Annotated in this window: 11 protein-coding genes; 7 read left to right on the top strand and 4 right to left on the bottom strand. The window is 61.1% G+C overall.

Annotation, left to right across the window (positions count from 1 at the left end; translation table 11 throughout):
• Positions 1-27: 27 nt before the first annotated feature.
• The gene (locus OC71_RS10805) at positions 28-1,545 is read left to right on the top strand and encodes an MDR family MFS transporter (RefSeq protein ID WP_041068434.1); all 1,518 of its coding nucleotides are present in this window, start codon (positions 28-30) and stop codon (positions 1,543-1,545) included.
• 97 nt (positions 1,546-1,642) lie between these two features.
• Here the strand turns inward: OC71_RS10805 and OC71_RS10800 are convergent, their stop codons facing one another.
• The 4 genes from OC71_RS10800 to OC71_RS10785 all read right to left on the bottom strand — a co-directional run bounded on the left by OC71_RS10800 (position 1,643) and on the right by OC71_RS10785 (position 5,635).
• Positions 1,643-2,491, bottom strand: coding sequence for a cache domain-containing protein (locus OC71_RS10800; protein WP_041068432.1), 849 nt, complete (start codon positions 2,489-2,491; stop codon positions 1,643-1,645).
• Between the two features lie 233 nt (positions 2,492-2,724).
• Positions 2,725-3,579 carry an ATPase gene (locus tag OC71_RS10795; RefSeq protein ID WP_041068430.1) on the bottom strand — a complete coding sequence of 285 codons (855 nt, stop codon included), beginning with the start codon at positions 3,577-3,579 and terminating at the stop codon, positions 2,725-2,727.
• A 116-nt stretch (positions 3,580-3,695) separates the two neighbouring features.
• Positions 3,696-4,688: an NAD(P)-dependent oxidoreductase gene (locus OC71_RS10790; RefSeq protein WP_027612479.1), complete on the bottom strand. Its 993-nt coding sequence runs from the start codon at positions 4,686-4,688 to the stop codon at positions 3,696-3,698.
• A gap of 53 nt (positions 4,689-4,741) precedes the next feature.
• Entirely contained in the window at positions 4,742-5,635 is an 894-nt protein-coding gene (locus tag OC71_RS10785) for a LysR family transcriptional regulator ArgP (protein WP_041068427.1), read from the bottom strand.
• A 96-nt stretch (positions 5,636-5,731) separates the two neighbouring features.
• Here OC71_RS10785 and OC71_RS10780 point away from each other — a divergent pair, with 96 nt between their 5' ends.
• From OC71_RS10780 to OC71_RS10755, 6 genes are all read left to right on the top strand, one after another.
• On the top strand, positions 5,732-6,133 hold the full coding sequence (locus OC71_RS10780) for an ACT domain-containing protein (protein WP_041068425.1): 402 nt from the start codon (positions 5,732-5,734) through the stop codon (positions 6,131-6,133).
• A 6-nt stretch (positions 6,134-6,139) separates the two neighbouring features.
• Entirely contained in the window at positions 6,140-6,742 is a 603-nt protein-coding gene (locus OC71_RS10775; protein ID WP_041068423.1) for a LysE/ArgO family amino acid transporter, read from the top strand.
• Positions 6,743-6,918: 176 nt separating this feature from the next.
• On the top strand, positions 6,919-7,515 hold the full coding sequence (locus OC71_RS10770; RefSeq protein ID WP_003227660.1) for a superoxide dismutase: 597 nt from the start codon (positions 6,919-6,921) through the stop codon (positions 7,513-7,515).
• A gap of 412 nt (positions 7,516-7,927) precedes the next feature.
• Positions 7,928-9,979 carry a bifunctional diguanylate cyclase/phosphodiesterase gene (locus tag OC71_RS10765; protein WP_041068421.1) on the top strand — a complete coding sequence of 684 codons (2,052 nt, stop codon included), beginning with the start codon at positions 7,928-7,930 and terminating at the stop codon, positions 9,977-9,979.
• Between the two features lie 139 nt (positions 9,980-10,118).
• Positions 10,119-11,462 (top strand): imelysin family protein, encoded by a 1,344-nt coding sequence (locus OC71_RS10760; RefSeq protein WP_041068419.1) that lies wholly within the window; start codon positions 10,119-10,121, stop codon positions 11,460-11,462.
• Positions 11,463-11,754: 292 nt separating this feature from the next.
• Positions 11,755-13,182 carry a di-heme oxidoredictase family protein gene (locus OC71_RS10755; protein ID WP_041068417.1) on the top strand — a complete coding sequence of 476 codons (1,428 nt, stop codon included), beginning with the start codon at positions 11,755-11,757 and terminating at the stop codon, positions 13,180-13,182.
• Positions 13,183-13,203 lie beyond the last annotated feature (21 nt).

Raw genomic sequence — 13,203 nt, 5'->3', positions numbered from 1 at the left:
GATTCTCACTGCCCGCAGGTTCCGCCCGTGACCAATCTTCACCAGCCTGAAACACCCAAACCGGCCATTCGCAGCGTGCTGGTCGCGCTGATGCTGGCGATCTTTCTCGGGGCATTGGACCAGACCATCGTCGCCGTCTCGATGCCTGCCATCTCCGCACAGTTCAAGGACGTCAGCCTGCTGGCCTGGGTGATTTCCGGGTACATGGTGGCGATGACCGTGGCCGTGCCGATCTACGGCAAGCTCGGCGATTTGTACGGGCGGCGCAAACTGATGCTGTTCGGCATGGGCCTGTTCACCCTCGCCTCGCTGTTTTGCGGCATGGCGCAAAGCATGGAACAACTGGTGCTGGCGCGGATTCTCCAGGGCATCGGCGCCGGCGGAATGATCTCGGTCAGTCAGGCGATCATCGGCGACATCGTCCCGCCCCGCGAACGCGGGCGCTATCAGGGTTACTTCAGCAGCATGTATGCGGTGGCCAGCGTCGCCGGGCCGGTGCTCGGCGGTTACATGACCGAATACCTGTCGTGGCGCTGGGTATTCCTGATCAACCTGCCGCTGGGGCTGGGCGCCTGGTGGGTGGCCAATCGCAACCTGCGCGGGCTGCCGATTCCGCAACGCAAACCGATCATCGACTACCTCGGCACGCTGTTGATGATCATCGGTTTGACCGCGTTGCTGCTGGCCATCACTCAGGTCGGTCAGGGCCATTCGTGGCGCAGCAGCGAAGTGCTTGGCTTGTTCGCCTGTGCGGTGCTGGTGCTGGCGGTGTTCGTCTGGCATGAACGCCGGGCGCGTGAGCCGCTGCTGCCGATGCATCTGTTCACCAACCGCAACGCGTTGCTGTGCTGGTGCACGATTTTCTTCACCAGTTTTCAGGCGATCTCGCTGATTGTGCTGATGCCGCTGCGCTTTCAGAGCGTCACTGGCGCCGGTGCCGATGCGGCGGCGTTGCACTTGCTGCCGCTGGCGATGGGACTGCCGATAGGCGCCTATTTCGCCGGACGCCGCACCTCGGTGACCGGTCGTTACAAACCCCAGATCCTGACGGGTGCGATCCTGATGCCGATTTCGATTCTCGGCATGGCGTTCAGCCCACCGGATGCGACGCTGGTCAGCAGTCTGTTCATGCTGCTCAGCGGGATTGCCGGCGGCATGCAGTTCCCGACTTCATTGGTGGGCACACAGAACTCGGTGGAACAGCGCGACATCGGCGTCGCCACCAGCACCACCAACCTGTTCCGCTCGCTGGGCGGCGCAGTGGGTGTGGCGTTGATGTCGGCGCTGTTGCTGGCGTTGTTGCAGGATTCGAGTTTTGCCCACCTGGCGAGCAACTCGCTGCTCAGCGAGGGGCATTCGGGCAACGTGCTGCTCGACGGTTTGAACGCCGCACCGGGCGATGCGCAGAACGCCTTGCGCGCCGAGCTTTCGATCACGTTCCGGCATTTGCTGTGGGTGAGTACAGCGGTGTCGTTGCTGGGGCTGGCGGCGGCGATTGCGATGCCGAACAACCTGCTGCGCGGGCGCGAGCATGGTGCCAAATAACAGCGAAAGATCGCAGCCTGCGGCAGCTCCTACAGAGATGCATTCCCATGTAGGAGCTGCCGAAGGCTCGGGCCGCGTTCGGACGATCTTTTGATTTTCAGGGGCTGTAGTAACCCACCGCCACCAGAAAATGCCCGACCTTCTTCAGGTACGCATGCTTGTCCTCGACCTTGCCGGTCACCGGGTTTTTCCAGCGGTATTCGTATTCACCATCGTCCTGTTTGGCGATCAGCGCCAGCATCGGCTCGCCCACCGGTTTGCCTTCCGGGTCCTTGATCTTGCTGAAATCGGTGTTGATCAAGCGCAGGTTGGTGCCGTGGGCAACGTAGCGTTGGGTCTGCAGATCGACCACGAATACATACAGGTCATCCTGCAGATAACCACCCTTGAGCGAGTTGATGGCGGTCAGGGTGCCCTTCTCGTTTTTCCCCAGATCGGTTGCAGCCTTGTCGAGAAGTGCCTTGGCCTGCTCGGCTGATGCACGCGGCAGGTAATAACCGACGGCCAGAATCCGCTGGCCGATGCGCTGGTAGTAGACATGCTTGCGCTCGACCTTGCCGTCGGCCCAGTTCTGCCAGCGGTACTCGGCCTGTTGAATGCCGTTGCCTTCCGGCACCAGCAGAGCGTCCTTGAAGGCTTTCTGCAAATCCGGCGCGAGCACCTCGCTGACGTCACGGCCGATCAAGGCTGAAGAAGGCCCGCCGCTGGCGAGCATCACGCCCTTGGTGTCGACCACGAACACGTAGCGATCCTTGTCGACGAACTCGCCCTGACGGCTGAACGCGGCGAAGGCCTTATCGCCGTTGTCGTGGTAATAGGCCAGGGCCTTTTCCAGCAAAGCGATGGCGGCCTTGCTGTCGTCCTTTTGCGTGGCGGCAGCGTTGACCTGCCCTGCCCCCACAAAAAGCATCACCCCGAGCCACGCCACTTTATGCAAAAACCCCATAACGCATCCCTCGTTCTTGTTGGTGTTTCAAGAGCGTAGACGGCTTGGGGTCGGACGGAGGTCGAAGATGAATCCAGAAGTTGCCGCTTTTCCTGTGGTGAGGGAGCTTGCTCCCGCTCGGCTGAGAAGCAGTCGCAAAACCTGCAAATGCGCTCTACCTGAACGAAAGCAGGGGAGCGCTTCGCACTCCAGCGGGAGCAAGCTCCCTCGCCACAGATATCCTGACTTCGGCCCTACGGCCGGGCGTTGATCTGCTGCTGCAAGTTCTGGATCTGCGCCTGCAGGGTGTTGAGGTTGCGGGTCATCTGCCCGCGGAATGCGTCGAACTCGGCGGTATTGCCGCCACCCTGCGCAGCGGCCGGACGGTTGTCCTGTTCACTCTTGAGAACGACGATTTCCTGCTCCAGACGCTCGATCGCCGCGTTCGAATTGCCCTGCTTCTTCAGCGCCGTGATATCAGCGCCGAGGCTTTTCAACTGAGCGTCATAACTCTTGAGCTGGGCATCGACCTTGCCGGTGTCGGCCGGGGCGCTTTTCAGAGTGGCCAGTTCGGCGCTCAAGGCTTTGACCTGCGCCTGCAACTGGCTATTGGCGTTCTGTTGTTCGGTGGTCTGCGCGGTCATTTGCGCCAGACGCTTGTCCAGATCACTGGCCTGACCGACCACGCCTTGCTGCTGTTTGCTCTGATCCAGCAACTGGGTTTCCAGCTGTTTGATCTGCAACTTCAAGGCCTCGCTGTCACTGTTGACGTTGCTCTGGCTGGCGACGACCTTGCCGGAAATGTCCTGAAGGCGCCCCGCTGCTTCCTCGCTGATGCGCGCAAAGCTTTCCTGGGTCGCGACCAATTGCTGCTCCATCAGCGAAATCTGCTGGAAACTCCACCAGGCCAGACCGATGAAGGCGAAGAACAGCGCGCCGACCAGTGCCCACAGCGGCCCGGTGCTCGCAGCCTTGACCTTGACCACCGGCGGCGTGCGCGAGTGCACCGAGGTGCGGGCGCTGGGCGGAATGTCATCGTCGTCAAAGGTGTCGGCCCGCAGGCTCGGTACATCGTCGAAATCGTCGTTGGCATCGTTACGCATGGACATTGAGGCAACCTTTGTGGAACGCGGTGATGGCTAAATGCTGCGAAGTATAACCGCCGCAGCCGCAGGGATTGACCCTCAAGCGGCAGTGCGGTTCATTGCTGGCCGGGCGACTTGTATCAACGGATGTCCTGGGCTTTCCACCAGCCACAGAACTCGTCGAGGGCCGACCACAGGCTGACTTTCGGATCGTAGTCCAGATAATGCCGGGCGCGGCTGATGTCGAGGGTGAAATTTTTCTTCATGACCTGCATGCCCAGCCGCGACAGGGTCGGCTCCGGGCGGCCCGGCCAGAGTTTGCACACGCCTTCGTTGAGCGCCGCAACGCTGTAGGCCAGGCCATACGAGCGGTATTTGCTGACCTGCGGCACTTCCATCTTGCGCATCACATAATTGACCACATCCCACAGCGGCACCGGCGCGCCATTGCTGATGTTGTAGGCCTTGCCCAACGCGGAACCGGCTGCCAGCAGACTACTGAGCAGCGCTTCGTTGAGGTTCTGCACGCTGGTGAAGTCGACCTTGTTCAGACCGTCGCCAATGATCGCCAGACGCCCCTTGCGCTGCATGTTCAGCAGGCGCGGGAAGATGCTCATGTCGCCGGCACCCGTGACAAAGCGCGGACGCAGAGCAATGGTTTCCAAACCGAATTCCTGCGCACCGAAGACCTTTTGTTCGGCCAGGTATTTGGTCGCCGCGTAGTGATGTTTGAAGCGCTTGGGCACTTGTTCTTCGGTCAGACCGAGGTGATCGCGGCCATCAAAGTAGATCGACGGCGACGACAGATGCACCAGTCGCCGCACGCGCTGCTTGAGGCAGGCTTCGACGACGTTTTCAGTGACCTGCACGTTGCCCTGATGAAAGTCCTGATAGCGCCCCCACAAGCCGACGGCGCCAGCGCAGTGCACCACGGCTTCGACGTCGGCGCAGAGTTCGCGCACCAGATCCGCATCGGTGAGATCGCCCGGGACGAACTCGGCGCCACGGCGCACCAGATGCTCGACGCTTTCGGCCCGGCGACCGTTGACCCGCACGTCCAGGCCCTGCTCCAGGGCGAAACGCGCAAAGCGTCCGCCGATGAAGCCGCTTGCGCCGGTGACCAGAATTTTCATGTAACGCTCCGATGACTTTCGTTTACCTGATACGTCTGTCTTGACGCTGATCATCAGCCCAAGGGCACCAGCCAGCGCGATGAAGAACGTAGCAATTGTTCGGTCAGCAAGGCCAGCAGCTGACCGCCATTGCGCCAATGATGCCAGTACAACGGCACATCGATCGGTTTATCTGGTAACAGTTCGCGCAACACACCGCGTTGCAGTTGCTCGCGCACTTGCAGTTCCGGCACCAGGCCCCAGCCGAACCCGGCTTCGGTCAGGCGCACAAATCCTTCAGAGGACGGACACAAATGGTGCTCGAATCCGCCATCGACACCCAGCGATGCGAGATAGCGATGCTGAAGGAAATCGTCCGGGCCAAACACCAGCGCCGGGGTGCGCGGCAGCTGTTCGGCGCGTACCCCGTCGGGGAAATGCCGCTCGATGAATGCCGGACTGGCCAGCGCTCGATAGCGCATCGCCCCGAGCAACACGCTGCGCGCACCGGCCACCGGGCGTTCGCTGGCGCAGACACACGCCGCCACTTCCCCGGCCCGCATGCGCTTGAGGCCGACGGTCTGATCTTCCACCACCAGATCCAGCAATAAATGCTGCTCGGCGCAAAAATCGCCCACGGCTTCGGCCCACCAGGTGGCGAGGCTGTCGGCGTTGAGGGCGATGCGTAAACGTTCCGGCAGCCCCTCTTCGTCGAGCGCTGGCACCAGGGTCTGCAAGTCACGTTCGAGCAGGCGCACCTGCTGCACATGGTTGAGCAGCCGCCGGCCAATCTCGGTCGGAGATGGCGGCGTGCCGCGTACCAGCACCGGTTGGCCGACCCGCGCTTCCAGCAATTTGATCCGCTGGGAGATCGCCGATTGCGACAAGCCCAGCACCTGTGCAGCGCGTTCGAATCCGGCCTGCTCGACCACAGCGGCCAGCGCGGAAAGTAATTTATAGTCGAACATCAGTTTTCCTAATGAGCGATCAGCACTATTGGTTTTTCTTATACCGCTTTCGACCGGAGAATAGCCAGCAAGCACTCTTTATCAAGGAACACGGCAATGGCTGGCGAAACCTCTCTCACGACGCTGCTGCGCAGCATGAGCCCGCAGCTCAATGCCGGCGAATACGTGTTCTGCACCCTGCGCGACGCGCCGTTGCCCAATGGTCTGGAAATTGTCGGCAGCTTCCGCGAGCAGGAAGGCCTGACCGTGATTCTCGAGCGTTCCCAGGCTGAACGCGCCGGGTTCAGTTTCGATTATGTCGCGGCGTGGATCACCCTCAACGTGCATTCGGCACTGGAAGCCGTTGGCCTGACCGCTGCGTTCGCCAGCGCACTGGGCAAGGCCGGGATCAGTTGCAACGTGATCGCCGGGTACTACCACGATCATTTGTTTGTCGGTCAGGCCGACGCCGAACGCGCCATGCACGTGCTGCGCGATCTCGCAGCCAATGCGGAGTAATTATTGATGTGGCAAAGCTATGTGAACGGGCTATTGGTGGCCTTGGGGCTGATCATGGCGATCGGCACCCAGAACGCTTTTGTACTGGCGCAGAGTCTGCGACGCGAACATCACGTGCCGGTAGCGGCGCTGTGCGTGGCCTGTGATGCGCTGCTGGTGGCGGCCGGGGTTTTCGGCCTGGCCACGGTGTTGGCGCAGAACCCGACATTGCTCGCAGTGGCGCGCTGGGGCGGCGCGGTCTTTCTGATCTGGTATGGCAGCCAGGCGCTGCGCCGGGCGTTCTCGAAACAGAGTCTGGATCAGGGAGAAAACCACACCGTACGCTCGTTGCGCGCGGTGATGCTCAGCGCGCTGGCGGTGACGCTGCTCAACCCGCACGTTTATCTGGACACGGTGTTGCTGATCGGCTCGCTGGGGGCGCAGCAATCGGTGCCTGGCGCTTATGTCGTGGGTGCGGCAAGTGCTTCGCTGCTGTGGTTTTTCACCCTCGCCCTCGGTGCCGCATGGCTCGCGCCGTGGCTGGCAAGGCCGAGTACTTGGCGGATTCTCGATCTGGTGGTGGCGTTGATGATGTTCACGGTCGCCGGGCAATTGATATTGGCGCAGTGATTTATTCCAAACAGCTCTGGAACCTCTATCCCACACAGTTGTTGCGTGGTTAAGCCTTGACCCCGGTGCTATGATCCGAACCCTGCGCCGCAAAGAGTAAAAACTCGTCGGTGCATTTCTGGCCGCCCGTGATCGGCCTTGCGCTCACCGCAACAGACCTGATTAGGAGAATCATCATGGCTTTCGAATTGCCGCCGCTGCCTTACGCACACGATGCCCTGCAGCCGCACATTTCCAAGGAAACCCTGGAATTTCACCACGACAAGCACCACAACACCTATGTCGTGAACCTGAACAACCTGGTGCCAGGCACCGAGTTCGAAGGCAAGACCCTGGAAGAGATCGTCAAGACTTCCTCGGGCGGCATCTTCAACAACGCCGCTCAGGTCTGGAACCACACGTTCTACTGGAACTGCCTGGCGCCAAACGCCGGCGGTCAACCAACCGGCGCACTGGCTGAAGCCATCAACGCAGCGTTCGGTTCGTTCGACAAGTTCAAGGAAGAGTTCAGCAAAACCTCGATCGGCACCTTCGGTTCCGGCTGGGGCTGGCTGGTGAAAAAGGCTGACGGTTCCCTGGCCCTGGCCAGCACCATCGGCGCCGGCAACCCGCTGACCAGCGGCGACACCCCGCTGCTGACCTGCGACGTCTGGGAACACGCTTACTACATCGACTACCGCAACCTGCGTCCGAAGTACGTTGAAGCGTTCTGGAACCTGGTCAACTGGAAGTTCGTTGCCGAGCAGTTCGAAGGTAAAACCTTCACCGCTTAAGCTGCGCCCCAGTCAAAAAACCCGGCTATTGCCGGGTTTTTTATGCCTTTGCTTTGTGTAGGAGCTGCCGCACCGTGCCACGATTTCTGGCGCCTCTGTTTTTCTGTAGGAGCAGCCTTTGGCAGCTCCTACAGGAAATAGCGTTTTTCTCACGATGAACGTTGTCTGCGACGGCTTGCCGGGGAAGCACATCGGACTAACATCAAACAGAGGAAAAATTGTCCCGCACCGCTCAAGTTGAGGGCCGAAACTACCGACACAGTACAAATAGAGCTGAGACTCCAGACAGCAGTATTTCGGCCAAGGCCACGGGCAAATGTTCCGAGGCTTGATTGTCCCTTTGACTGCCAACACGGGATTGCCAATACTCATGGCAACTTGACGCTACCCGCACGGAACAAGGAATAACCCTTTGAAGCTGGAACTCAAGAACAGCTTGTCGGTGAAGTTGCTCCGGGTCGTGCTCCTTTCGGCATTGATCGTCGGCGTGGTCTTGAGCTGCGCCCAGATTGTTTTCGATGCCTATAAAACCCGCCAGGCGGTGGCCGGCGACGCGCAGCGCATCCTCGACATGTTCCGTGATCCCTCGACGCAGGCCGTCTACAGCCTGGACCGGGAAATGGGCATGCAGGTGATTGAAGGCCTGTTCCAGGACGATGCCGTGCGCCAGGCCTCCATTGGCCACCCCAATGAAGCGATGCTCGCGCAAAAGTCCCGTGAGTTGCAGCACTCCAACAGCCGTTGGCTGACCGATCTGATCCTCGGTCAGGAACGCACCTTCACCACCCAATTGGTCGGTCGCGGCCCGTACAGCGAGTATTACGGCGACCTGAGCATCACCCTCGACACCGCCACCTATGGCGAGAGCTTCATTGTCAGTTCGGTGATCATTTTCATTTCCGGCGTATTGCGCGCCCTGGCCATGGGCCTGGTGCTGTATCTGGTCTATCACTGGCTGCTGACCAAGCCGCTGTCGCGGATCATCGAGCACCTCACCGAAATCAATCCCGATCGCCCCAGCGAGCACAAGATTCCGCAGCTCAAGGGCCACGAGAAAAACGAACTGGGGATCTGGATCAACACCGCCAACCAGTTGCTCGAATCCATCGAACGCAACACCCACCTGCGCCACGAAGCGGAAAACAGCCTGCTGCGCATGGCCCAGTACGACTTCCTCACCGGCCTGCCGAACCGCCAGCAATTGCAGCAGCAACTGGACAAGATTCTGGTCGACGCCGGCAAGCTGCAACGCCGGGTCGCGGTGCTGTGCGTGGGGTTGGATGATTTCAAAGGGATCAACGAGCAGTTCAGCTATCAGACCGGCGACCAGTTATTGCTGGCACTGGCCGACCGACTGCGCGCCCACAGCGGTCGCCTTGGCGCCCTCGCCCGACTGGGTGGCGACCAGTTTGCGCTGGTGCAGGCCGATATAGAGCAGCCTTACGAGGCGGCAGAACTGGCGCAAAGCATCCTTGATGATCTGGAAGCGGCGTTTGACCTCGATCATCAACAAATCCGCCTGCGCGCGACCATCGGCATCACCCTGTTCCCCGAAGACGGCGACAGCACCGAGAAACTGTTGCAGAAAGCCGAGCAGACCATGACGCTGGCGAAGACCCGCTCGCGCAATCGCTATCAGTTCTACATTGCCAGCGTCGACAGCGAGATGCGCCGCCGTCGCGAACTGGAAAAAGACCTGCGCGACGCACTGATTCGCGACCAGTTCTACCTCGTTTATCAGCCGCAGATCAGCTACCGCGATCACCGCGTGGTCGGGGTCGAAGCACTGATTCGCTGGCAGCATCCGGAGCATGGTCTGGTGCCGCCGGACCTGTTCATCCCGCTGGCCGAGCAGAACGGCACCATCATCGCCATCGGCGAATGGGTGCTGGATCAGGCCTGCAAGCAATTGCGCGAATGGCACGATCAGGGCTTCGTCGATCTGCGCATGGCGGTCAACCTGTCCACCGTGCAACTGCACCACGCCGAGTTGCCGCGAGTAGTCAACAACCTGCTGCAGATCTACCGTTTGCCGCCGCGCAGCCTGGAGCTGGAAGTCACCGAAACCGGCCTGATGGAAGACATCAGCACCGCCGCCCAGCATCTGCTGAGCCTGCGTCGTTCCGGGGCGCTGATCGCCATCGACGACTTCGGCACCGGCTATTCATCGCTGAGTTACCTGAAAAGCCTGCCGCTGGACAAGATCAAGATCGACAAGAGCTTCGTTCAGGATCTGCTGGATGACGACGACGATGCGACCATCGTTCGCGCAATCATTCAGTTGGGCAAAAGCCTGGGCATGCAGGTGATCGCCGAAGGCGTGGAAACCGCCGAGCAGGAGTCCTACATCATCTCCGAAGGCTGCCACGAAGGTCAGGGCTACCACTACAGCAAGCCGCTGCCTGCCCGGGAGCTGACGGCCTACCTCAAACAGGCGCAGCGTAGCAACGCGGCGATCCTTTGATGCCGCGCATAACAACCGGCTAAATAAGAAATATTTCCAGCCACAACCCTTTACACATAATGCGAAAGATTTGCATTATGTCGCAGCTTTGCGCACCCCCGCGCCCTGTCCATTCCATTACCGAAGCAGGATGTTCGCCATGATTCGTATGCCTCTGGCTACCGCCAGTCTGCTGGCCATCGCTATTTCCCTCGCCGGTTGCGGCGAAGGCAAAGACAAGGCTGCCGCCCCGGCCGCACCGACGCCGGCCGCCAGCACCGCCGCCGCTCCAGCACCTGCCGCTGCCGGTAAAGTCGATGAAGCCGCCGCCAAGGCTGTGGTCGCGCACTACGCCGACATGGTCTTCGCCGTTTACAGCGATGCCGAATCCACTGCGAAAACCCTGCAAACCGCGGTCGACGCGTTCCTCGCCAAGCCGAACGCCGACACCCTGAAAGCCGCTCGTGCAGCCTGGGTCGCTGCGCGCGTGCCTTACCTGCAGAGCGAAGTGTTCCGCTTCGGCAACACCATCATCGACGACTGGGAAGGTCAGGTGAACGCCTGGCCGCTGGACGAAGGCCTGATCGACTACGTCGACAAATCCTACGAGCACGCGCTGGGCAACCCGGGCGCCACCGCCAACATCATCGCCAACACTGAAGTGCAGGTCGGCGAAGACAAGGTCGACGTGAAGGACATCACCCCGGAAAAACTCGCCAGCCTCAACGAGCTGGGCGGTTCCGAAGCCAACGTCGCCACCGGCTACCACGCGATCGAATTCCTGCTCTGGGGCCAGGACCTGAACGGCACCGGCCCGGGCGCCGGCAACCGTCCGGCGTCGGACTACCTGGAAGGCGCAGGCGCCACCGGCGGTCACAACGATCGTCGCCGTGCGTACCTGAAAGCCGTGACTCAACTGCTGGTCAGCGACCTCGAAGAAATGGTCGGCAACTGGAAGCCGAACGTGGCTGACAACTACCGCGCCACCCTGGAAGCCGAACCGGCTGAAAGCGGCCTGCGCAAAATGCTGTTCGGCATGGGCAGCCTGTCCCTGGGCGAACTGGCGGGCGAGCGCATGAAAGTTTCGCTGGAAGCCAACTCGCCGGAAGACGAACAGGATTGCTTCAGCGACAACACCCACAACTCGCACTTCTACGATGCCAAAGGCATTCGTAACGTGTACCTGGGCGAGTACACCCGGGTTGATGGCAGCAAGATGACCGGCGCCAGCCTGTCGTCGCTGGTGGCCAAGGCTGACCCGGCTGCCGACACCGCGCTGAAAGCCGATCTGGCCGCTACCGAAGCCAAGATCCAGGTCATGGTCGATCACGCCAACAAGGGTGAGCACTACGACCAGTTGATCGCTGCGGGCAACACCGCCGGCAATCAGATCGTGCGTGACGCCATCGCCGCGCTGGTCAAGCAGACCGGTTCGATCGAAGCCGCTGCCGGCAAGCTGGGCATCAGCGACCTGAACCCGGACAACGCTGATCACGAATTCTGATCACGCGCGTCTGCGCCAAAAAAGGCGACCTTCGGGTCGCCTTTTTCATGCCTGCTTTTTGCGGTGATGCTGATGGCCTCATCGCTGGCAAGCCAGCTCCCACAGGTTTCGCGGTGTTCACACACTCCGAGTACAACACAAATACTGTGGGAGCTGGCTTGCCAGCGATGGCTGCGCCTCGGTCTCGAGTGAAACCCTGCCGCAAATCAAGCAAACGATAATTCCTCTTATTCAAACTCCCCCGCCCTGTTAGACTTTGCGCCTTTGTTTTCGCCCGTCCGCAGGATGTCTGATGCCCTCGCTGCTGCTTCGCTTGTCCGCACTGTTTCTGGCCCTGGGCCTGAGTGCCTGCGATGACGCCCCGCGCTTTACCAAGGCTGAGCCCGGTGAAGCGCGTTCGGGCGGGGCAACGACTGTGCGCAAGACCGATCAGAATGCGTTCTCGCTGCCTTCGGCCAATCTGCCGCCATCACGTCGGGTCGACTTCAGTGTCGGCAACAGTTTCTTCCGCAGTCCGTGGGTGATCGCCCCGTCGACCACCACCGCACGCGATGGCCTCGGCCCGCTGTTCAACACCAACGCTTGCCAGAACTGCCACATCAAGGACGGCCGTGGCCACCCGCCGGCACCGGAAGCGGCGAACGCGGTGTCGATGCTGGTGCGCCTGTCGATTCCCGATTCGCCGGCCTATGCCAACGTCATCGAGCAACTCGGCGTGGTGCCGGAGCCGGTCTACGGCGGCCAGTTCCAGGACATGGCCGTGCCCGGTGTCACCCCGGAAGGCAAGGTGCGTGTCGAATACACCCCGGTGTCGATTCGTTTCAAGGACGGTACCGAAGTCGAGCTGCGCAAACCGGCGCTGCAATTCACTCAGTTGGGTTACGGCCCGATGCACCCGGACACGCGTTTCTCGGCCCGGGTTGCGCCGCCGATGATCGGCCTCGGCCTGCTCGAAGCGATTCCCGAGGACGCGATACTCGCCAACGCCGCCGCGCAAGCCAAAGAGAACAACGGCATCAACGGCCGAGCGAATCGGGTCTGGGATGACGCGCAGCAAAAGACCGTCATGGGTCGATTCGGCTGGAAAGCCGGGCAACCCAATCTCAATCAGCAGAATGTCCACGCGTTTTCCGGAGACATGGGCCTCACGACCAGCCTGCGCCCCTTCGATGACTGCACCGACGCGCAAACCGCGTGCAAACAGGCACCCAACGGCAATGGCCCGGACGGCGAGCCGGAAGTCAGCGACAACATCCTGCGTCTGGTGCTGTTCTACACGCGCAACCTGGCGGTGCCGGCGCGCCGTGGCGTCAACGACGAGCAAGTGCTGGCCGGCAAGAACCTGTTCTTCCAGGCCGGTTGCCAGTCCTGCCACACCCCGAAATACACCACCGCCGCCAACGCCGCCGAACCTGAACTGGCCAATCAAGTGATTCGCCCGTACAGCGATCTGCTGCTGCACGATATGGGCGAGGGTCTGGCCGACCACCGCACCGAATTCCAGGCCTCCGGCCGCGACTGGCGCACCCCGCCGTTGTGGGGCATCGGCCTGACGCAAGCGGTCAGTGACCACACTCAGTTTCTGCATGACGGCCGCGCCCGCAACCTGCTCGAAGCCGTGCTCTGGCATGGCGGCGAAGCGCAGCAGGCGCAGCAACAGGTTTTGTCTTTTAACGCCGAGCAGCGAGCCGCGCTGCTGGCGTTCTTGAACTCACTTTAAACACTTAAAAGAATCGGGAGC

The sequence above is a fragment of the Pseudomonas sp. W15Feb9B genome (genome assembly GCF_000828175.1).
In the GTDB taxonomy this organism is placed as follows: Bacteria; Pseudomonadota; Gammaproteobacteria; order Pseudomonadales; family Pseudomonadaceae; genus Aquipseudomonas; species Aquipseudomonas parakoreensis.
The sequence above is the reverse complement of the archived record's forward strand: the minus strand, read 5'-3'. Positions and strand labels throughout refer to the sequence as shown.